General features: G+C 36.9%; 25 protein-coding genes, 1 tRNA gene and 1 riboswitch. Of the genes, 6 read left to right on the top strand and 20 right to left on the bottom strand.

All coding sequences use genetic code 11. The features are described from left to right. The first annotated feature begins 214 nt into the window (after positions 1–214). Positions 215–586, top strand: coding sequence for a hypothetical protein (locus IGJ66_RS07865; protein WP_067481170.1), 372 nt, complete (start codon positions 215–217; stop codon positions 584–586). Positions 587–709: 123 nt separating this feature from the next. On the opposite strand, the gene purB is transcribed toward IGJ66_RS07865, so the two are convergent. From purB to IGJ66_RS07910, 9 genes are all read right to left on the bottom strand, one after another. Beyond that, a complete protein-coding gene (gene purB / locus IGJ66_RS07870) occupies positions 710–2005 on the bottom strand; it encodes an adenylosuccinate lyase (protein ID WP_430616472.1) in 1296 nt (431 codons plus the stop codon). A 13-nt stretch (positions 2006–2018) separates the two neighbouring features. Then, complete coding sequence (purK, locus tag IGJ66_RS07875; RefSeq protein ID WP_172843728.1) at positions 2019–3140, bottom strand: 5-(carboxyamino)imidazole ribonucleotide synthase; 1122 nt, start codon at positions 3138–3140, stop codon at positions 2019–2021. Continuing rightward, positions 3133–3615, bottom strand: a complete 483-nt coding sequence (purE, locus tag IGJ66_RS07880) for a 5-(carboxyamino)imidazole ribonucleotide mutase (RefSeq protein WP_256869131.1) — start codon at positions 3613–3615, stop codon at positions 3133–3135. Before purE ends, purK begins: the two co-directional genes overlap by 8 nt. 172 nt (positions 3616–3787) lie before the next feature. After that, on the bottom strand, positions 3788–5095 hold the full coding sequence (locus tag IGJ66_RS07885; RefSeq protein WP_430616473.1) for a nucleobase:cation symporter-2 family protein: 1308 nt from the start codon (positions 5093–5095) through the stop codon (positions 3788–3790). A 2-nt stretch (positions 5096–5097) separates the two neighbouring features. Continuing rightward, complete coding sequence (locus tag IGJ66_RS07890) at positions 5098–5679, bottom strand: xanthine phosphoribosyltransferase (RefSeq protein ID WP_095803717.1); 582 nt, start codon at positions 5677–5679, stop codon at positions 5098–5100. A gap of 120 nt (positions 5680–5799) precedes the next feature. Continuing rightward, positions 5800–5897: riboswitch (purine riboswitch) on the bottom strand. Positions 5898–6206: 309 nt separating this feature from the next. Then, positions 6207–6890, bottom strand: a complete 684-nt coding sequence (locus IGJ66_RS07895; RefSeq protein WP_067481155.1) for a hydrolase — start codon at positions 6888–6890, stop codon at positions 6207–6209. Between the two features lie 20 nt (positions 6891–6910). Next, entirely contained in the window at positions 6911–7528 is a 618-nt protein-coding gene (locus IGJ66_RS07900; protein WP_067481152.1) for a glycoside hydrolase family 73 protein, read from the bottom strand. An 8-nt stretch (positions 7529–7536) separates the two neighbouring features. Further along, complete coding sequence (locus IGJ66_RS07905; protein ID WP_067481149.1) at positions 7537–8373, bottom strand: M15 family metallopeptidase; 837 nt, start codon at positions 8371–8373, stop codon at positions 7537–7539. Positions 8374–8395: 22 nt separating this feature from the next. Further along, a complete protein-coding gene (locus IGJ66_RS07910) occupies positions 8396–8926 on the bottom strand; it encodes a hypothetical protein (RefSeq protein ID WP_067481146.1) in 531 nt (176 codons plus the stop codon). A 173-nt stretch (positions 8927–9099) separates the two neighbouring features. Here IGJ66_RS07910 and IGJ66_RS07915 point away from each other — a divergent pair, with 173 nt between their 5' ends. Further along, positions 9100–10056 (top strand): Gfo/Idh/MocA family protein, encoded by a 957-nt coding sequence (locus IGJ66_RS07915; protein ID WP_430616474.1) that lies wholly within the window; start codon positions 9100–9102, stop codon positions 10054–10056. Positions 10057–10243: 187 nt separating this feature from the next. Here IGJ66_RS07915 and IGJ66_RS07920 read toward each other — a convergent pair whose 3' ends face one another. Continuing rightward, entirely contained in the window at positions 10244–11209 is a 966-nt protein-coding gene (locus tag IGJ66_RS07920) for an aromatic acid exporter family protein (protein WP_071869290.1), read from the bottom strand. 108 nt (positions 11210–11317) lie between these two features. Between IGJ66_RS07920 and IGJ66_RS07925 the strand changes: the two genes are divergently transcribed. Then, positions 11318–11908, top strand: coding sequence for an FUSC family protein (locus IGJ66_RS07925; protein ID WP_067481137.1), 591 nt, complete (start codon positions 11318–11320; stop codon positions 11906–11908). A gap of 67 nt (positions 11909–11975) precedes the next feature. Here the strand turns inward: IGJ66_RS07925 and IGJ66_RS07930 are convergent, their stop codons facing one another. Then, positions 11976–13469: a flotillin family protein gene (locus tag IGJ66_RS07930; protein WP_067481134.1), complete on the bottom strand. Its 1494-nt coding sequence runs from the start codon at positions 13467–13469 to the stop codon at positions 11976–11978. A 13-nt stretch (positions 13470–13482) separates the two neighbouring features. Next, complete coding sequence (locus IGJ66_RS07935; protein ID WP_067481131.1) at positions 13483–14007, bottom strand: NfeD family protein; 525 nt, start codon at positions 14005–14007, stop codon at positions 13483–13485. 183 nt (positions 14008–14190) lie between these two features. On the opposite strand from IGJ66_RS07935, the gene IGJ66_RS07940 reads away from it, so the two are divergent. After that, positions 14191–14871, top strand: a complete 681-nt coding sequence (locus IGJ66_RS07940) for a DNA/RNA non-specific endonuclease (protein ID WP_271026790.1) — start codon at positions 14191–14193, stop codon at positions 14869–14871. A gap of 8 nt (positions 14872–14879) precedes the next feature. Next, on the top strand, positions 14880–15242 hold the full coding sequence (locus IGJ66_RS07945) for a hypothetical protein (RefSeq protein ID WP_067481125.1): 363 nt from the start codon (positions 14880–14882) through the stop codon (positions 15240–15242). A gap of 90 nt (positions 15243–15332) precedes the next feature. Here the strand turns inward: IGJ66_RS07945 and nagA are convergent, their stop codons facing one another. The 4 genes from nagA to IGJ66_RS07965 form a co-directional block, all read right to left on the bottom strand. Continuing rightward, the gene (gene nagA, locus IGJ66_RS07950; protein WP_067481122.1) at positions 15333–16481 is read right to left on the bottom strand and encodes an N-acetylglucosamine-6-phosphate deacetylase; all 1149 of its coding nucleotides are present in this window, start codon (positions 16479–16481) and stop codon (positions 15333–15335) included. Positions 16482–16556: 75 nt separating this feature from the next. After that, the gene (locus IGJ66_RS07955; RefSeq protein WP_067481119.1) at positions 16557–17393 is read right to left on the bottom strand and encodes a helix-turn-helix domain-containing protein; all 837 of its coding nucleotides are present in this window, start codon (positions 17391–17393) and stop codon (positions 16557–16559) included. A gap of 223 nt (positions 17394–17616) precedes the next feature. Further along, positions 17617–18834 (bottom strand): pyridoxal phosphate-dependent aminotransferase, encoded by a 1218-nt coding sequence (locus IGJ66_RS07960; protein WP_067481116.1) that lies wholly within the window; start codon positions 18832–18834, stop codon positions 17617–17619. A gap of 142 nt (positions 18835–18976) precedes the next feature. Then, entirely contained in the window at positions 18977–19153 is a 177-nt protein-coding gene (locus IGJ66_RS07965; protein WP_169819340.1) for a hypothetical protein, read from the bottom strand. Between the two features lie 70 nt (positions 19154–19223). Here IGJ66_RS07965 and IGJ66_RS07970 point away from each other — a divergent pair. Next, positions 19224–19306 (top strand) — tRNA-Leu (locus IGJ66_RS07970). 132 nt (positions 19307–19438) lie between these two features. On the opposite strand, the gene IGJ66_RS07975 is transcribed toward IGJ66_RS07970, so the two are convergent. From IGJ66_RS07975 to rpmG, 4 genes are all read right to left on the bottom strand, one after another. After that, on the bottom strand, positions 19439–20209 hold the full coding sequence (locus IGJ66_RS07975; protein WP_067480960.1) for an ABC transporter permease: 771 nt from the start codon (positions 20207–20209) through the stop codon (positions 19439–19441). Beyond that, complete coding sequence (locus tag IGJ66_RS07980) at positions 20202–21137, bottom strand: ABC transporter ATP-binding protein (protein WP_071868255.1); 936 nt, start codon at positions 21135–21137, stop codon at positions 20202–20204. The genes IGJ66_RS07975 and IGJ66_RS07980 overlap by 8 nt, the downstream gene beginning before the upstream one ends. A 146-nt stretch (positions 21138–21283) precedes the next feature. Continuing rightward, entirely contained in the window at positions 21284–21556 is a 273-nt protein-coding gene (locus IGJ66_RS07985) for an ArsR/SmtB family transcription factor (RefSeq protein WP_075491349.1), read from the bottom strand. Between the two features lie 179 nt (positions 21557–21735). After that, entirely contained in the window at positions 21736–21900 is a 165-nt protein-coding gene (rpmG, locus tag IGJ66_RS07990; RefSeq protein WP_002293909.1) for a 50S ribosomal protein L33, read from the bottom strand. Between the last annotated feature and the right edge of the window lie 106 nt (positions 21901–22006).

The raw sequence follows: 22006 nt of genomic DNA on the forward strand, positions 1-22006 counted from the left end.
TGTTTTTGTTCGTCTTTTCACTTTTGATTTTAACAACACTTTTTAGGTAAATCAACCAACTACTGTACATTATTAGCATTAGAATCATCTAATGTTCGCTTTTAGACAATCAATGTGTAAAAACACCCTTAACCGAAGCGTTTACATCAGAAAAACTTAATGGTATAGTAAACGTGTGATTACCATGTATGTTTATTCAAGGAGGCACTAGCATATGGAAGATTCAACTTATACTGCACAACAATTCCTTTCTGAACTAACACCAGAAGAACGTGCTCGCTTATACAACGATTTATTGGGTATCAAAGATGTTTATCTGTGCAATAAAGATACAAGCTTTTATACTTTCCGAAAAATTCGCCGTGCAACGAAACGTCATGCTGAATGCCGGAAAAAAACTGCACACTATCAAACGAATTCCAATCATGAGTTGTTAATCAATCAAATTCATGAACAAAAAGTATTCAAAAATCAATATCGTATCCAAATCGTGTTTAACACTCAAGAATACAATTATGATTTCATTGATTATTTACTCAATCTGCTTCACTCGCTTCATTTTACAAATACGCAAGCACTTGCGTAAGTAATCAGCGAATGTTCTACTAACTGAAAAAAACAAAAGAGGTCTGCCAGATCAGTGGCAAACCTCTTTATTTATTTACACAAAAAAACGCTACAGCATTTTTTGCTGTAGCGTTTCATCGACTTATGCCAAGCCAACACGTTCAAAAATTGCGTCGACATTTTTTAAATGGTAGTGATAGTCAAACGCATCTTCAATATCTTCTGCTGATAACACAGAAGTGATTTTAGTATCGTTTTCCAATAAAGGACGGAAAGCTGTTTGCTCATCCCACGCTTGCGCAGTTTTTGGTTGAACTAAATCATACGCTTCTTCACGTGTCATGCCTTTATCAATTAATTTTAACAATACTCTTTGACTATAAATCAAGCCAAATGTGGCATCCATATTACGTTTCATATTTTCTGGGAAGACCGTCAGATTCTTCACGATATTTCCAAAACGATTCAACATATAATCCAAAAGGATCGTTGTATCAGGTAAAATAATTCGTTCAGCAGATGAATGAGAAATATCTCTTTCATGCCATAAAGAAACATTTTCGTACGCAGTAACCATATGTCCACGAATCACTCTCGCCAAACCAGACATGTTCTCCGACCCAATTGGATTGCGTTTATGTGGCATTGCAGAAGATCCCTTTTGCCCTTTAGCAAAAAACTCTTCGACTTCACGCGTTTCTGATTTTTGCAACCCACGAATTTCTGTCGCAAATCGTTCAATACTCGTTGCAATCAATGCCATTGTTGCAAAGTATTCAGCGTGTAAATCGCGCGGTAAAACTTGGGTTGAGATTTCTTGTGGTCGAATGCCTAAATTTTCACAAACATATTCTTCAATGAATGGTGGAATATTCGCAAATGTTCCTACTGCACCAGAAATTTTTCCAGCTTCTACACCTTTAGCTGCATGTTCAAACCGTTCAATATTCCGTTTCATTTCAGAGTACCAAGTAGCTAATTTCAAGCCAAATGTCGTTGGTTCAGCATGAACCCCGTGTGTCCGCCCCATCATGACTGTATATTTATGTTCTTTTGCTTTTTCACCAATAATTTCTGTGAATCGTTTTAAGTCTTCACGCAAAATATCATTCGCTTGTTTGATTAAATAACCATAGGCAGTATCAACAACATCTGTACTTGTTAACCCATAATGTACCCACTTACGTTCTTCGCCAAGTGTTTCAGATACTGCACGCGTGAAAGCTACAACATCGTGGCGTGTTGATTTTTCAATCTCTAAAATTCGATTGATATCAAATGAAGCATTTTCCCGGATTTTTCTCACATCTTCTTTAGGAATATCGCCAAGTTCTGCCCAAGCTTCATCTGCTAAAATCTCAACCTCCAACCAAGCTTGATATTTATTTGTTTCTGTCCAGATATTTCCCATCTCAGGTCGTGTATAACGTTCTAACATTTAACTTTCTCCTTTAGTCCCAAATGTTGGTTTGATAGATTTCTTCTAGCGTTTCATGCGTATCTTCAGTCAAAATAGTGATATGTCCCATTTTACGCCCTTTTTGCGCTTGACTCTTACCGTAGAAATGGAATTGCCAATCTGGTTTTTTCTCAATTAAACGATAGCTTTCTAACAGCTGTTCACCTAACACATTGACCATGACAGCATCACTTAGCAACCGAATCTTACTTAAAGGCCAACCACAAATACCACGAATGTGTGCATCGAATTGACTCATTGAACAAGCTTCAATTGAATAGTGTCCAGAATTATGTGGTCTTGGTGCTAACTCATTGACATATAAACCACCTGTCTTAGTCAAAAACATTTCGACACCTAAAACACCAGAGAGGTTCACTGCTTTTGCTACTACTTTTGCGATTCGCTCAGCTTCCTCGACTACTTCAGCAGGTACACGAGCTGGTGCAATTGTTTCATGCAAAATATTATTTCGGTGAACATTTTCTACCACAGGAAATGTTGTGTACTCTCCTTGACCGTTGCCAGCCACCATGACAGAAATTTCTTTTTCAAAAGGAATCCAAGCTTCCAACACACAAGTTCCTTTACGTAATAAGTCCATTGCTGGTGCTAAGTCAGCTCGGCCATACAATACACATTGGCCTTTGCCATCATACCCACCGCGTGTCGTTTTTAAAACACAAGGGTAACCAATTCCGTCGATTGCATCTTGAATATCTGTTGGACTAACAATTGTTGCATAAGGTGCAATCACAATATTATTTGTTTCTAAAAATGATTTTTCTAGTAGGCGGTCTTGCGTAATTGCCAACAAGTCCGTACCTTGTGGAATAAATGATTTTGGTAAAATAGCATTAAGTGCTTCCACACTTACATTTTCAAATTCATAGGTAATGACATCTGTTCGTCTAGCAAGTTCTTCTAACGCAAAAGTATCATCATAGGAACTTTCGATATGCCAATCAGCCACTTGAGCTGCTGGGCAACCACTAACAGGATCTAATACACCTACTTTAAAGCCCATTTCTTTTGCACTAATTGTCATCATCCGACCTAATTGACCGCCGCCGACAATACCAATCGTTGATCCAGGCAGTAATGGTTTAACCAAGTTGATCACTACTTTCTATAACAGTTTCAGCCATCATTGAACGTCTTTCAGCCAATTTAGCTTCCAATTCTAAATCATACATTGAAAGCATCTGTACCGCAAGTAGTCCGGCGTTAATTGCGCCAGCTTTTCCAATTGCTGTTGTTGCTACTGGCACACCACCTGGCATTTGAACAATCGATAATAACGAGTCTAAACCATTTAATGTTCGTGATTGAACAGGAACACCAATCACTGGTAGTGTTGTCTGCGCAGCAACCATTCCGGGTAAATGGGCTGCACCACCTGCGCCTGCAATAATTACTTTAATTCCTCTTTCTCTTGCTTCTTTCGCAAATTGAAACATTAAATCTGGTGTGCGATGCGCTGACACAACTTTTTTTTCATAGGCAACACCAAATTCATCTAACATGTCACAAGCAAATTTCATAGTTTCCCAATCCGAAATACTTCCCATAATGACTGCAACTTCCACGATCTTTTTCCCCTCTCTGCTACAATACACTCATATTTTAACAAGTGAATTTTCCAACGTCAAACAAAAATCGAATATTAATTAACGATACAACAATAACGTTCGTGTTTGTTTTTTTGAACAAAAAAATAAAAGTAACAAAAAATATTTTCTGCTACTTTTATTTTCACTTTTATTTTTCGAATGCCTCTTCAATAATTGCTTCATCCTCTTTGATTCCATTAAAAACCAAATTCAAGACAATAGCTGTAATACTGCTCATAACAATTCCGTTACCAGTGAACATTTGAATTGTTTCAGGAAGCTGTCCAAATAAAGACGGCATGATGTTGAAACCTAATCCAAAACCAATTGAAACAGCAACAATCAATAAATTTTTATCATTATCAAAATCAACATCTAACAACATACGAATTCCTTGAACAGCCACCATTCCAAACATCACTAACATTCCGCCACCAAGTACGGGTTCAGGAATGATTTGGGCAATAGCACCAATTTTTGGAAACAGACCTAAGATAATCAAGAATGCAGCCGAAAAGTAAATTGGTTTTCTTGTTTTGATTCCGGATAACTGAACTAGCCCAACATTTTGAGAAAAACCAGTATAAGGGAATGTGTTGAAAATACCACCAAGAATAACTGCCAGCCCTTCCGCACGATAACCTTTTTTCAGCTCTTCTTCGCCAACTTTTTTACCAGTAATATCGCCAAGTGCAAAGTAAACACCTGTTGATTCAACCATACTAACAATCGAAATAATAATCATTAGCAAAATAGACCAGACATCAAATGTTGGTTTTCCAAAATAAAATGGTTGTGGTACATGGAACAATGGCGCTTGACCAATTGCCTCTAGGTTAATCATTCCCATCAAGCCAGCTAATACGCTGCCGCCAACTAAACCAATCAATACAGCAATTGAACGAATAAATCCTTTGCCAAGCATTTGGACACCAACAATCAATCCAATCGTTACAAAAGCCAACAATAGATTAGTTTTGTCACCAAAATTTGTTGCAGCAGCACTACCGCCACCCATTTTTTCAATTGCCACAGGGATTAAGGTCAAGCCAATGACTGTAATAACAGTTCCTGTTACAAGCGGTGGAAATAACTTTTTGATTTTAGAAAAGAAGCCTGCGGCTAATACCACAAAAATCCCAGATGCGATGATTGAACCATAGATTGCACCAACACCCTTATCTGTACCAATCAAAATCAACGGAGCTACTGCTTGGATTGCACAACCCAAAACAACAGGCAAACCAATTCCAAAGAAACGATTGACAGTCAGTTGTAGTAAAGTAGCTAACCCACACATAAAAATATCAATTGAAATCAAGTAAGTCATTTGTTCTTGATTAAAACCAAGACCTGTTCCTATTAGTAATGGCACTGCAACCGCACCCGCATACATTGCTAATAGATGTTGTAACCCTAAGACTGCTGCTTTTCCATTTTGCGTTTCTTTTTCCAATGTTATGCGTCCTCCTCAAGAAACTCAACTTGACCATTTGATAAGGAAGCGATACGCGCTAAAGAAACAACACGTAGTCCCATTTGTTCAAGTAATTCTCGTCCATCTTGGAAAGATTTTTCAATGACAATTCCGATTCCTTCAACTTCTGCCCCAGCTTGTTGACACAACTCAATCAATCCTTTAGCAGCTTGACCATTTGCCAAGAAATCATCAATAATTAAAACTTTATCATTTTCTGATAAAAATTTTCGTGAAATTGAAATCGTGCTTGTTACTTGTTTGGTGAAAGAATAGACAGAAGCTGTTAAAAGTTCTTCGTCCATCGTTAAACTTTTTGCTTTTCTAGCAAAAATCATTGGCACACCCAATTCTTTTGCAGCATATAAAGCGGGCGCAATCCCAGAAGCTTCAATCGTTACCACCTTGGTAATTCCTTGATCTTTAAATACTTCTGCAAAACGTTGACCCATTTGTTCCATCAAAACTGGATCTACTTGGTGAGTCACAAAGCTATCAACTTTTAGCACACCTTCACCCAATACACGCCCATCTTTTTTGATGCGTTCAACTAATTCTTTCACTTTTTTTGCCCCTTTTCCTTGATTTTTTGTTCAATTAATAGCTTTTTCATCCACACTCTATCGTAAAATTTCTGATAAAGAAAAACACCCTTCTACTTTAAAATAAGCAAAAAAGGGTGTGTTGTCCACTCTTTTACTTATAGTCCAATCTTTACGGCATTGGCTAGAAACTGTCATCCATATTATGACGATATATAAGTAGGTATGTAGAACTGACAAGTCAGTAATATACAATAACTCGATAAGATGTTTAAAGCCAGAGGAGTTGTTTTTTTAACAGAATCCTCAGGTAAATCAATCGTTTTTCATTAAAAATTTTTCCTTCTAAACAAAATTCGATTGATTAAAGATTGAAAATAGTCTAACACTACTTACTGAAACTGACAATGTACTTTCAATAAAAATTTCCTAAAATCTAATCTTTTTTCATTATTTTCATGTTTTGTTCGTTTTTTCAGCTATTTTTACTTGAAAAACAAGAAAAATGCGAAGCAATTTAAATTGCTTCGCGTTTAAAAAGGTCTCTTTTAATTTTGATGATTCTCTTTTTCAAGTTGACGATACTTATCCATCTTCGCACTGAACAATTCACCATTTGTTGGCGGTGTATAGGTGATAGCATTGGCTCCAGCTTCAATTGTTTCCAAGATGCTTTCCTCTGTTGGACCACCAGTTGCAATAATTGGTAGTTCTGGATACTTTTCTCGGAAATAACGAACAGTTTCTGCAGTTTCTTTACCAGCACTAATGTTGATGATTGAAATACCTGCTTCTAGCTTTTCATCAAGCTCTGTATATTTAGAGGTCACCGTGCTGACTACAGGGATGTCAACGATCCGACAAACTTCTCGAACCGTTTCTAACGGCGTTGGTCCATTTAAAACAACGCCTAAGGAACCTTGTGCTTCAGCAAACATACTCATATAAGCAGAACGAGCGCCCTGAGTTAAACCGCCTCCCACACCAGAAAATACCGGAATGTCCGCAGCTTCAATTATACTTTTGGTAATTGCTGGGTGCGGTGTAAAAGGATAAACTGCGATTACTGCATTCGCATTCGTGTTTCTAATAATCGCAATATCCGTTGTAAAAATAATTGATCGAATTTTTTTACCAAAAACTTTAATTCCACTTGCTTGCGAAATAACTTCTGGTACACGAACAATATCTTTTCTTAATTCTGTCATGATTTCAGGAACAAACTCTGCCATCCTGCCACTTCCTCTCCGCGTTATCTACGATCGTATTGATCAAGGTGATAGGTTTCAATTACTTGAATAATTTTTTGTGCATATGTGGGATCTGTTGCATACCCTGCATCTTGTAGTGCTTGCGAAGCTTCTTGGTAATTACTTGCTGTGATTACTCTTTCGTACAAAGCCGGATTCCAGTCAACGCCTTGAATAAATAGTTGAGTATGGTCATCCATGGATTCTTCCCATGAATGGTATACGCGAAACTCACCTTGAATCGTAATCCATGCTTCGTTGACATATTCTTTGGTTTCGAGACTTACTTTTTCTTGATCACCATAAGCTTTGATTCCAAATAAATTTTTATATTCACTCGCTAACGTGCTTTTCCCCCAGTTTGATTCAAGAATTGCTTGTCCCAGAATAATGCTCGGCAAGATACCATAAGCATTTTGTAATTCTTGTGCATGCGGAACAAGTTGTTGGATAAATTCTTGATGAGATTGTGCTTCTTGCTCTGCCGAATGATCAGTAAGTGGTGTCATCAATCCTCTTAAAGAAGCAAAAAAAGCAAATAGGATGAGTAAGCTTCCTGCGCATAAAACGATGAAACGCATTTTTTTCCGTCGACGACTTTTGAATTTTTTAATTGCCATCTATGTTCCTACTTTTCCTTTAATTCATTCAAATACTCTTCTAACGTCAACTGATTTTTTGTGATATATTCAGCACTTTCTTTTCCCACGTAGCGAAGGTGCCAAGGTTCATAAGTGATTTTGGTAATATCTTCACGATTTTTTGGATAGCGAACAATAAAACCATATTTAGCACAATTTTCTGCAATCCATTTTGCACCTGGTTGATCGCCATAGCTAGCTTCCAAAACAGTTGAAGGATAGTTGTTGTACCAATCTTCATCAACTACATCGACGGCTAAACCCGTATGATGCTCACTATAGCCTGGCTCGGTAATCGTTTGTTTCGTGATTTTCGTTGCTGCTTCTTCAGTAATTCCCTGTTGTGCCATTACTTCTTGGACATGTTGTGCGAATACTTGCTCTTGTGACGTGACTGAACGAAACGCTGAAACCATGACAAGTGGATAACCAGCCTCTTGTGCTGCTTGGGCAAATTCTTGATAATCAGGTTCAATTCTCTTATCAATCAAATAACCATTTGATAAAGCCGTCAATTGACTTGACTCATCTACTTCAGTTTCCAACTTATTTTCTGGTCCAACTAATACTAGCTTCCAGTCATCTGTACTAACATCAGGTAATTCTGACGTCGTTTTTGTTTTTTGTTTACTTTTCTTATTTGTTGATGAACTTTCAGTCGTATCGGTAATACTGGCAAGCCCCTTTTTAGGACTTTTTGCAGCTTTTTTTACTTCTGTTTGTCTTGTCGCTTCGACTTCGCCAGCATTATGGTCTGACATAAAAATGTAGCCCATCGCGCCAATCATAATAATGACTGAAGCAAAACCTAAAATTTTCTTCACTTAAAAAATCCTTTCATTCCCTTTAATGCTCGGCGTTTACTTCATGGACATAGGTTTCCTCAAGGTTTTCATTCACCCAGTCTAAAAGTTCCACTTTTTCGCCTTCGATTTGTTGCTGAATATCCGCTGGCAATCGGAAATTCAAAATATCGTCATAGCCCCATTCATCATAGTGAATACTCACTTTCAAGTCAAGGTATCTGCTAGGATGTTGTTCATTTTTTAACGGAATCAATTCAACCTCTGCGACGCCACTGTGCAACCATTTTTGGGCAATTCGTGTCTTGATTTGTTTGTATTCAGCAACAGCAATCGTTCTCTTTTCTGGAAAAATAATTGTCTGTCTTAGAATTTTTTGGGTCAACATCCATTCATAATCAGTAAAAAGATTTTTTACTTTCTGCATAGCTTCAGATGGTAAATTTTTTTCACCCTTTTTCCATGCGTCCCATTCTTCTTTATTGATTAGTAGGTACTCGTCTAAGAAAAATTGCTCTGATTCAAATTGTTCTAATAATACACTTATAATAAGATCAATATATACTTGATGCATCCGAATCCCCTCCTCTTTTCATTTTACTTAAATTCAGAAAAAAAATCATCTTTTTCATTGCGCCTTCAAGTTTTTTTATCGTTTAGGCACTTTTTCTTAAAATCAAGTCAAACTTTGCTATACTTAATAGGTAAACTGCATCTATTTTAAAGATTAAAAAGGAGCTATCTCTCATGAAAAAATATCAATGGGGAATTATCGGTTTAGGAACAATTGCGAAAGAATTCGCTGAAAATTTCAATCAAAATTCAAGTACACTATCCGCAGTTGCTTCTCGTTCGCTAGCCAAAGCACAGGCATTTGCAACAGATTATGGTATTGAAAAAGCTTATGGAAGTTATCAAGACCTTTTGGCAGATGACGAGATTGATATCATTTATATAGCTGTACCAAATCGCCAACATCTTTCACACATTTTGGCAGCATTAGAAGCAGGAAAACACGTCTTATGCGAAAAAGCAATCACAATGAATACTGCTGAGTTAGCTGAGGCAATGAAACTAGCGGAGGAAAAAGGGTTGATTCTTGCTGAAGCAATGACCATCTTTAACATGCCACTTTATCAACGACTTCATTCACTAGTTGACAGCAAGAAATTAGGTAAATTAAAAATGATTCAGGCTCCTTTTGGTAGTGCAAAGGAACCAGATCCTACTAATCGTTTTTTCAATCCGGATTTAGCTGGCGGCGCTCTACTTGATATTGGTACCTACGCAGTTTCGTTTGCGCGTTTCTTTCTAACTACTCAACCAGAAGTAGTTGCTTCGACGATGATTCCGTTTGAAACAGGCGTTGATGAACAATCGGTTACGATTTTACGAAATGATCAGGACGAATTAGCAACTGTTAGCCTAACCTTCCGAGCAAAAATGCCTAAAGTTGGTATCGTTGCTTATGAAAATGGCTACATTACAATTACTGATTATCCACGTGCAGATCGTGCTGAGATTACTTATGTCGATGGTACAAAAGAATTCATCGAAAGCGGCAGCACTTCACAAGCTTTAAATTATGAAATTGCGAACATGGTACAGATGATTGAAGGTGAATTACCTAATCGCTCACTTTATTTAACCAAAGATGTCATTGACATTCTGGACCAAATGCACACATATTGGCAAAAAGCGTAACAATTAGACAAACAGAAATCAAAAAATAATTAGCTTCAAAAGTAAGAAGGACAATTTAAAAATCGCTTCATCTATTTTTTAAAAATTATTCAGCTTCTTTTTTCGAGAGAGCTACTTTTGAGAAAACATTTAATCATGAAAAAGTGTCTGGGACATAATCATTTTGATTCCTGTCCCAGACACTTTTTTATGAATTACTCTGTTGTTTTTGCTGTGCAAATTCTGCTTTGATTTCAATAAAACTTTTAAATGATTGTAAAAACTGAAACAGTTCTGCACGATTCTCAAACTCAGACCGCTTTTGTGGCAACGGCATTTGCCGATATTCAGCATAAACTTCATGGATTCGTTCCATAATACGTGTACCGTCATTTTCTTCAGCAAACGTTTCTGCTGTATAGATCAGTAAGCCGTAAATCTGCTCACTATATGGATTGGGCGACTCAATTCGCTCTAAATTTTGAATCATATTATTTAACACATTTAGTTGTGCCCGTCTCATTGAAAAGTAAGTTTCATAGTAGCCTTCCTGTCTGACCCAATCATTTTCATGATGATTTCGAGCTTCTAACTGACTTGCTCGAATAAACGCTAATAGTTGTTGGCAATCTTCTTCGATAAGCCGCTCGTTTCCCTCTTTTAACAATGAATCAGCCATTTCTTGTAACAACTGACGAAATTCAACCTCAATCACTAATTGATTTTCTTGTAGCCGCTTTTCGGTATTAGGCATGTAAATATTTGCTACTAAAGCTAATCCTACGCCAATAACCATCAATCCTAATGCATTTAAAATTAGTGACACAGCCATGCTTTGCTCAACTAAATACTGTGTAACCAAAACAGAGTTCACAACGATTCCTTCTGTTAACTTAAATTGAACTGCTAACGGAATAAAAAGAAGTAAAAAGAATCCAAACCCAATCGGAGAAAAACCAAGGAGCTTAAAGCTAAGGAAAGCAACGACTGTCGCCAAAATGAAAGCAATAAAACGATCGACACCCGTCCTTATTGTCGACCTCCTCGTATTACCAACACTCAAAACGGCAATAATCCCAGCTGAAGGCCAATAAAGTAAAGGCAAGCTGTTCGCGATCAGCATCGCAAATGTTGCACTAATTACTGTTTTTATCGTTCGCATACCAATCCGCATACATTTCCCCCTTTTTTCATCCAATTATACTAAACCTCTACGCTAAAAACTAGCAAACATGCCGAAGATTCGTTATGATTAAAAAAAGGGATTAAAGGAGAAAAAGTTATGCAAATCGGTCGTTTCCGCCTCGGTATGCGGACTATAAAAAGTGCACTAGCTGTTTTTATCTGTATGTTAGTCTTTCACTTCTTTCAGCGAGGCAATCCATTGATTGCTGCGCTGTCAGCCGTTTTTTCTTTACGCCAAGATTTAACATCGACTGTTTCCTTTGGTCGCTCTCGAATCATCGGAAATTCAATTGGCGGTGTTCTAGCCATTATCTTTTTCTTCATCAAGCACTACTTCCACAATGATTTTTTAGTTGAACTATTTTTATTACCTGTTTTGGTTATCATAACCATCGTAGTTTCAGATGGCATCGACAACAATTCTGGAATCATTTCAGCCATTTCTACTTTGCTAATGATTTCTTTGAGTATTCCTCAAGGTGAGTCTACTCTTTACGCATTACAGCGGGTTTTCGATACCTTCATTGGAACATTCATTGCTCTAGGAATTAATTTTGTGTTACGACCACCAGAAGATGAGAAGAAAAAAGAATTGGCTGAAGATTTAGTCGAGTTACAAAAGAAAGAACGTACTTTGCGTAAAAATTTAGTAGAAATTGAAAAACAAATCGAAAAACAAAAAAAATAAACATTGTCCCACAAAAAGACCACTGTAAAATGATTAAACATTTTACAGTGGTCTTTTTGATTTTTAACTATACCTCGTCATTATTTGCTGGTTTTGAGTCGCCTTCGTACAAATTCACTTGACTTGAAGTCCCTTTGGTTGAAAGATTCTCAATAATTTCTTTTAAATCCAGACCCGTTGTTGCTTTTAAAGTTTCTTGTGTGGATGCTAATAAGTTGGTTGCATATCCGGTTACTCGATTCGCTCCACCATTTTCACCAGATCCATTTCCAGTATCAACAACAGAAATTTTTTCAATGTTTCCTAATGGTTGTGCTGCTTCACGCATCAATTGTGGTAACATTTCAATCACCATGCTTAACACAGCCGCCTCACCATATTCTTTAAAGGCATCAGCAATTTTTTGTTTTGCTTCGGCTTCGGCTTTCCCTTTTGCTAAAATGGCTTCGGCTTCCGCTTGACCAGCCAAACGAGTTTGGCTTGCCTGTGCCTCAGCTAAAGCTTCTACTCTAAAACGTTCTGCCTCGGCTTCAGTTACTTCTTTTACTTTTTGTGCTTGTGCTTCTTGTTCTTTCGCGTAACGGTCAGCATCTGCTTTTTTCTTCACTTCAGAATCATATTGCTTTTCTCGACGAATGATTTCTTTTTCTTCTAATTCAATTTGCTTTTGTCTTTCAACGACCTTCATTTGCATTTCTTGCTCAATAACTTGTTGTTGTGCACGGGCACTTTCTAAGTTATACGCTTGGTCTGCCTTCGCTTTAGCAACATCTTGTTCTTGTTTATAAATTGCTAACTTCAATTCTTTTTCTTTTACTGATTCAGCGATTTCTGTTTGTCGTTGTAACTCTGCAGCTTGTGATTCTTTTTCAGCTTGTGCTTTTTTGATTCGCGTTTCTTTCAATGCTTCGGCTTCCGCAATTTCTGCATCTCGCTTCACTTGAGCAATTCTTGGTTTCCCTAATGAATCAAGATAGCCGTTTTTATCACGAACTTCTTTGATCGTAAATGAAACAATAATCAGCCCCATCTTCGCTAAATCAACAGAAGCAACTTCTTGAACACTTTGGCTGAATTTATCACGATTTTGATAAATTTCTTCCACTGTCATCGAGCCCAAGATTGAACGTAAATGTCCTTCAAGAACTTCTCTCGCTTCGTTTTCTAATTCATCGGTTGTTTTTCCTAAAAATTGTTCTGCCGCTGTTGCAATTTCTTCCACAGATGAACCGATTTTAATGATCGATGTTCCATCACACATAACTGGTACACCTTGCTCTGTGTAAACTTCTGGCGTAGAAACATCTAACTTACTAGAAAGTAAACTGATTCGGTTAGAACGTTGGAAAACGGGTAAAACAAATGCCCCGCCACCGCGGACGATTTTGATTTTATTATTACTTTCGTCTGTGTGGACATTTTTCTTTCCTAAATAACTACCACTAATAATTAACGCTTCATCGGGTTTTGCTGTTTGATACTTTGATACGAAAACAATTAAAAGCATCAATAAAATAAAGATAACAATTGCAACTGATAAAAAAGCTCCTGATATAACCATTCAACACACTCCCTTAAGATTTTAGCATTCCGTCATATGGGATGACGTAACATACTCTGTCTTTTACTTCGATAATCAACACTTTTGTCCCTCTTTGAGCCATTGTTTCCTGTTCCGCATAAAAACAAGCAGGTCGATTGATCGATCCCGTTACACTTTGAAGTTGTATTTCTCCCATTCCTTTGATTGGAATTGGTGTAACGACTTGCGCTACTTGTCCCTCTAATGTTTTTTCAGACGAAGATAGTGTTGCTTCCGCATTCTTCATTGGCATCAAAATATAAAAATTGAGCAAGAATACCAATACACTTGAAATTGCAGCACTAATCACAAAAATCAAAACTGACGACCATTCAGTCAAACTTTCTCCTAAGTAGCCAAACAGACTTGTAAATGCTAACCAAGGTACTAACAACATTGGATCTAGCGGCCCGTCAAAATCAAACACATCGCCAAAAATAACCAAAAGAACTGCGATTCCCGCACAAATAAGTAGCGTATACCAATAAATCGTTTCTAATGCGATCCCCCCAAACATAAAGCGCCTCCTTTTATCTTCTATCATACCAATTATCAATAAGCGTGTACACCACATTTTATGAGTGAAAATCAGTATTTTATGACTTCAAGACAACACTTTATGAGTTTTTGTTGTCGTTATTAATAAATTTTACTATTATAAATAATCTATTTCACCTATACTGGATAACGAGGTGAAAAAATGAAAAACATGAACAAACTTTTAGGCACGCTACTTACCTTATTGATTGTGGGAGCTGCTAGCTGGTTGGGGTTGGATTTAAATTCTTCAAATGACAAATCAACACCTTCTTCTACTACTCATGAACAGGTGACCCAACAGCATACACAAAACGGATTACCAACTAAAGAAGATCTAGCCCCTACTGGAAATAATTCTGGGCCAAAGGAAGTAGGTCTCGCGACTTTTTCAGCAGATGAGTTAAAAGACAATCAGAATGGTTGGATTACCTACCACTCTCTTGATCAATTGAAACGTCCGACAGGTGCAGAAGCACTAATCAAGAAAAAAATGATCAACACTGGTACTAGTGCCAATCGAGAAATTCGTCCACCAGGTTTTGTTTCTGGACCAAAATATGATCATTCCAGAGGTCACTTGATTGCCAAACAATTTGGTGGCAGTGGTGATGAAAGAAAAAACTTGGTCACGCTTTATCAATTCCCAGTTAATGATCCGTACATGAATTATTACGAACTAGCAATTCGACAAGCACTCAACAAAGGCGAAACTGTTCGCTATCGTGTTACACCAAACTACACAAAAAATGAATTGATCCCAGAAAGTGTAACCCTCGAAGCACAAGGACTGAATGCAAGCACAACGATCAACTTCAAAGTTGAAATTCCAAATAAGAAATAGGTGGTTCTATGTTTGAAATCCTGTATAACCAAACATTAACTGAAACGATCACATGGCTTCAAGAAGAAAAAGTCGAAATAATTGGTGAATTAGTGCTTTTCCCATCGACAGACTATCTGCAAAAAAGTCTAGCCGCAACGCCATCTGAGCTAACAATAACAGTCACTGAGTATCTGCAAATGTTCGATCATTACGAATTAGTTGCTCGCACAATTGATGGGGATTATCTCTTAGCAAATGAACATGAAGTGGTTATGCTCCCTCATTCTCATATCAAGGAAGATTTCTTGTATTATTACGACACGTTTTCTTCCCTCATAATAAAGTATGCGAATTCTAAAAATTCAATCGAAACTTTTTTCAAAAAATGAATTTTTTAAATAAAAAACTAAAAATAAAAAAGGTGAAACAAAACATAAATACGTTTTGTTTCACCTTTTGATTTTTTCTTAAAAAGATTTCTATGCGTGGTAACGTTCCACACCATCTAAATAAGTTGCTTCAAGTGACATATCAGGATTCAATACGATAAAGTCTGCATCGCGTCCTTGAGCGATCTTACCACAAGAATCATCAATCTTACAGCTGATTGCTGGTACTAAACTTGCCATCATAACTGCTTGTTCTGGTGTTGCGATACCCCAGTCAACAACGTTTTTGATTGCTTCTTTTAGTCGTAAGATACTACCTGCTAAGTTACCTGATTCTAAACGAGCTGTTCCTTCTGCTACAACTACTGGGAATTCACCTAAATTATAATTTCCGTCTGGCATCCCACCTGCCATCATACAGTCGGTAATCAAAGCAACATGGTCATGGCCTGCTTTTTCCATCAAAATTTCAGCAGCATTTGGATGAACATGGTGTCCGTCACAAATCAATTCTGAGAAAACATGTTCTAATGATAATAATGCACCAACCATACCTGGTTCACGGTGATTCAATCCACGCATTCCGTTGTAGGCATGAACAAAGACACTAGCTCCTGCTTCAACAGCTTTTTGAGCTTCATCAATTGTTGCGTTACTGTGACCAAGAGCCACGACAACGCCTTCATCTGTTACTTGTTTAACGAAATCTTCTACACCATGACGTTCAGGTGCTAAAGCAATTTTTTTAATTAATCCACCTGAAGCTTCTTGCCATTCATGGAAAGTATCCAAGTCTGGATCACCAAAATAGCTAGGGTTTTGAGCGCCTTTATGTTCTTCTGTGAAGAAAGGTCCTTCAAAGTAAATTCCTTTGATTTTTGCCCCTGGAGCTTCTTGATACATTTTTCCGATTGTTTCTGCTACATCTTTCAAGCGTTCTTTACTTGAAGTCAATGTTGTTGGTAAGAAAGAAGTTACCCCACAAGATAATAACCCTTCAGACATAACTTTGATACCTTCAGCATCATTATCCATTACGTCGTGATTCATGTAACCATGAATGTGTGTATCAACTAAACCAGGTGCAATCCATTTACCACTTTGATCAATCACTTTTGCTTCTCCATCTGGTAATTCTTGTGAATACACACCAAATAGTCCATCGGTAATTTCTAGGTAACCGGCATTTTTTACACCTGACGATAAAAAGAATTTGTCAGCATAAATAAAAGTTCTCATTCTAACTCGCTCCTTTGATTTTCTACCCTTAAGGTACTCTTATTTCTATCAAAAGTCAATAATGGTCTACACCATTTATGAGTTTTTTGAAATCTTTCGAACAGCTTGCGCCAATTCTTCATAAAAAGCTGCTTTTTGCGGTTCATTTTTCTTTTTATAAATCAAACTTTTCAATGCAAACAAGTCATTTAAAAAGTAATAACTATTTTTTTCTTGCGTCCAACGAATCCCTCGATTGACATGCTCAAGTGCCGTATCGATTTCTCCTTGCTGAAATAAGAATGTTCCATAGTTATAAAAGATTTGTGACAATTCACTTTTGACACGTGTTTCAATCGATTGTTGAAAAAGTTGAATACTTTTACTCAAATAATAGCGTGCTTCCGTTGGTCTTCCTGCAACTCCATAAATCTTACCAATTGCACTAATCAACTGAACTTCCGTATCAGAAACATGCACATGCTCACTATGACTCGAATAAGTCAGCGCTTCTTTTAAATAACAAACAGCTTGAGAAATGTTTTTTGCTAGATAAAATTCACATACACCTAAATAGTAATAGTAACGTTGGTAATCTGCATCTGAGTACAGGCTACTTTTGACTTCATCATTTTTCAAAAGCTGTGCTAATTTGCGATAGTCGCGCCTTTGAAAATAAAAATCTAGCAAGTCTAACTGTTGCAGATTTTTACGAATATCCCCATTGGATAAGGTCATCACATGATCAATGGTCACACCTAGCCGTTGACAAATTTGTGCCATTACCAGAACATTTGGCAATTCTTCATTATTTTCAATTCTGCTTAAAACACTTTGAGAACAAATACCTTGAGAAAGCATTTTTTGTGTCATGTTTCGTTCTTTTCGTATTGTCTTGATAATTGTCCCAAAGGAATCGACAAACGTTTCCATTATGTATCCTCCCCAAAATATGCGTGCTCGCATGATAACAGTATTTTACTTTACGGATGAGTAAACTTCAAGAAAAGGGCTGTTTCACTTTTTCTTGGGAAAGAAAATTACTCACTTACTTTTTGCTAACTTTTTTAACAACAAAGAAAAAGCTGTGACATTTTTAATGCCACAGACATTTCTAAACTGTTTGGCTAGCAAAACAATTCCTTAAGAATCGTCGTTATTTTTGTTGATAAGTCGTCAAAAATTCTCGCATTTTTCCAGCCATGACCTTCAAATCATCTAATTTTGGTAAATAAACGATTCGGAAATGGTCTGGCTGATGCCAATTGAATCCGCCACCGTGAACAAGTAAAATATGGTGTTCATGCAAGAAATCAAGTACAAACTTTTCATCATCAAAAATATTAAAACGTTTTGTATCAATTTTTGGAAAAATATAAAATGCTGCTTTAGGTTTCACTGCTGATAAACCTGGAATATCATTAATCGCATTATAAACATATTCTCTTTGTTCGTAAATTCGGCCACCAGGTAGCAATAACTCATCTACGCTTTGATAACCACCTAAAGCGGTTTGTACGATTTGCTGGGATAAAACATTAGAGCACAAACGCATCGAAGATAACATATTTAAGCCCTCAATATATCCTTGCACTCGTGACTTATCTCCACTAAGTACCATCCATCCTACGCGGAAACCTGCTACTCGATGAGATTTTGAAAGACCATTTAGAGTCACGACAAACAAATCTGGTGCCAAAGTTGCGATTGGGATATGCTCTAAGCCATCCATTACTAGGCGATCATAAATTTCATCTGAATAAATGATTAAATCATTTTGACGAGCAACCTCAACAATTTCTTCTAATAACTCTTTAGGATAAAGAGCCCCTGTTGGATTATTTGGGTTAATAATCACGATTGCTTTCGTGCGACTAGTGATTTTAGCCTTGATGTCTGCAATATCCGGATACCACTCCGCTTCTTCATCACAAATATAGTGAACGGGGTTTCCTCCTGCAAGTGCAATGGAGGCTGTCCATAACGGATAATCTGGCATTGGGACTAAAACTTCATCACCATTGTCTAACAACCCTTGCATACACATTGAAATTAATTCACTGACACCATTACCTGTATAAATGTCGTTGATTGTAACATTAGGAAATTTTTTTAATTGACAGTATTGCTGAATCGCTTTTCTTGCAGAAAAAATCCCTTTTGAATCAGAATAACCTTCTGACTCACGCACATTCATAATCAAATCACGAATAACTTCATTAGGTGCTTCAAAGCCAAACGGGGCAGGATTCCCCGTATTCAATTTCATGATGCTAATTCCTTCTTCTTGCATGCGGTCTGCTTCTTCAAGAACCGGACCACGTACATCATAACTAACACCTTCTAATTTGTTGGACTTTTCAAATTCTCTCATATTCTCCGATCCCTCATTTCAAAAAGTTAGAAACTTCTGACTATATTATCGATAGTTATTTACTAAGTTATCCAATATCATACTCTATCCCGTATAAATATACCAGCATATTTCGTTAAATCCAGTCCTTCAACCTTATTTTTTAACTATCATCGTTTCTATTTTGCTGATAGTCATTCCATAAATTAGCGCCCCAATCCATTGCCACACCACAAACAACACCAAGCATCAAGCCAAACAAAATATTTCCTTTTGCTAAACCAATTAAAAGCCCGGCAATCATTCCTAATCCAGAAAATTCACCATCATATTTTTTCATCGTTCTTTTCACTACTTTCTATCTTGACATCTGAAGCAATCATCGCTATGATTATTTTGTTATTTATTTTGCAGACGTGATGGAACGGCAGACATGCAAGATTGAGGGTCTTGTGAGCGTTAGCTCGTGTGGGTTCAAATCCCATCGTCTGCATCACTGAGAGATAGCTCTTTACAGATCTGTCTCTTTTATTATAGAGTAAAACCAATAAAAAAGGTCGCGCCAACATCTTGGCGCGACCTTTTTTTTTTGAAGAGAACTGTCAAGTTTTGTTAATTATTTTCTTTAACTCCGTAGTCCTCGACCCTTTTCGATCAAATACCAGCAAACACTATAAAGGACAAGAATGAAGACAACTAAAATAAAAATCGAGAAGAAAATAGGAACATCAATCGTTCCAAGAAATCCATAGCGAAAGCCCGATATCATATACACAATTGGATTGATTTTTGAAACAGCTTGCCAAATAGGTGGTAACATTGAAATCGAATAAAAGACACCGCCAAGATAAGTCAAAGGTTGTAACACAAACGTCGGTACGATTGAAACATCATCATAAGACTTCGCAAAGATACCATTAAGTAACCCAGCCAATGAAAACAAAATGGCTGTCATCAATAACGTGAGGACGACCATTGACCATGAATAAACGTGTAATGGAACAAAAAAGAGCGAAATAATTGTTACCAGTGTCCCAACTAAAACACTTCGACCCAAACCACCAATGACAAATCCCCAGATAATCACATGTGTGGGTACAGGTGCTACTAATAATTCTTCAATATTTTTTTGGAATTTTTGTGAAAAGAATGAGGAAGAAACATTTGCATAAGAACTAGTGATCGCTGACATCATGATTAAACCTGGAACAATGAATTCCATGTAAGAAAATCCACCCATCTCACCAATTCGTCCACCAATCATTTTCCCAAAAATAATAAAATATAAAGAAGTCGTGATAACTGGTGGTACTAATGTCTGAACCCAGATTCGCAAATAGCGATTTGTTTCTTTGACTGCTAAACTTTTAAGCGCCGTTACATATAAATTAAACATTTCTTTCCTCCACATGACCATTTTCTTCTGTAATCTTCAAGAACAATTCTTCTAAACGATTGGATTTATTACGCATTGAGAGTACCTTGATTCCTTTTTCCGTCAATTGTTCAAAAATTCCATTCACACCTTGATTACGCTCGACCTCAACTGCAAGTGTTTGTTCATCTTCCCAAAGATGGTTGTAACCCAGTAAATCAAATGATTTAGTATGTGGTTCTAAATCGAAAATAAATGTTTCATATTGTAATTTTGACAGTAAACTCTTCATGCTAGTATTTTCAATCAATTCACCCGCTTGAATGATTCCAATATTTCGACAAAGCATTTCTGCTTCTTCCAGATAATGAGTCGTCAAGATGATTGTTGTTCCATGTTCATTTAATTCTCGCAAAAATGTCCACATTTCTCTTCTTAGTTCAATATCAACGCCAGCTGTTGGCTCATCAAGTATCAGTAAACGCGGTTCATGCATCAAAGCACGAGCAATCATCAATCGTCGTTTCATTCCTCCAGAAAGCATTCGTGCGCGAACATTTCGTTTTTCCCATAAGTTCGATTGCTTTAAATATTTTTCACTTCGTCTTAAGGCTTCCTGACGTGAAACGCCATAGTAGCCCGCTTGATTGACAACAATTTGTTGCACTGTTTCAAACGGGTTGAAATTAAATTCTTGAGGAACCAACCCGATTTGCTGTTTGGCACGCACCAAGTCAGTATCAAGGTCATAACCAAAAACGCTCACTTTTCCAGATGTTTTATTGACCAATGAAGTAATAATACCAATTGTTGTGGACTTCCCAGCACCATTTGGTCCGAGCAGTGCATAAAAGTCTCCTTCTTCTACAGCTAAATCGATACCTCTTAAGGCCTCAACACCAGTTGCATATACTTTTTTTAGTTCGTTTATTTCTAACGCGTAAGTCATGAATTTTTCTCCTTGTAAATTAAATTTTTCTTATCTCCAAAGCAGTTCATATGATTCGTTGGTTGTTTAGATCCATTGAATCACATAGGCACAATTAGGTAACAAAATAATTTTTATCCTGACATGATCGCGCCTGTATTTGTGCGTTAGTTAGGAAAAAGATCTAACATTGCTTTTAATAATTCTGAGGCCTCTTCTTTTTTCAAAAAATAATAATGCCACTTACGATCCTTCTCAACTGAAACGATTCCTACAGACTCTAGAACTTTCATATGGTGGGAAAGAGTTGGCTGTGTAAAATCAAAATGATCTAGGACTTCACAGGCACACATTGGTCTCATCGAAAGTAGTTCAATAATTTTAATACGATTGGGCTCAGCTAATGCTTTAAACATTTTTGCCATTTGCTCATGATCCATTCTTTCCTCTCCTTTGCTAACAAGCCTCACATTTAAATACTACTCAATTACATATTGATAACTATCTATGTATTATCAATGATTTTTCACCTTTCGTCAATACCAGTGTTTCCAAAAAAAGTGCATAAAAAAAGTTACAAAAAACATCGAAATGTTTCTTGCAACTTCTTTAATCAAACTTATTTTGTTTCGCGGTGCAAAGTAACTTTGCGTTCGCGTGGGCAATATTTTTGTTTTTCCAAACGATCTGGATTGTTACGTTTGTTTTTGCTTGTTAGGTAGTTACGTTCTTTACAAGAAGTACATTCTAATGTGATGTTTACGCGCATGATTTTCCCTCCCATACTACTAGAATCCTCTAAGATGACTCTCAGACTTGATAATTTTACCATGATTGTTGAGAGAAATCTACCCTTTTCCGACAATTCGTTAAGTAGTTTTACTTGACGT

It is taken from the genome of Enterococcus sp. DIV0176 (assembly GCF_050528535.1).
Lineage (GTDB): Bacteria > Bacillota > Bacilli > Lactobacillales > Enterococcaceae > Enterococcus_B > Enterococcus_B thailandicus.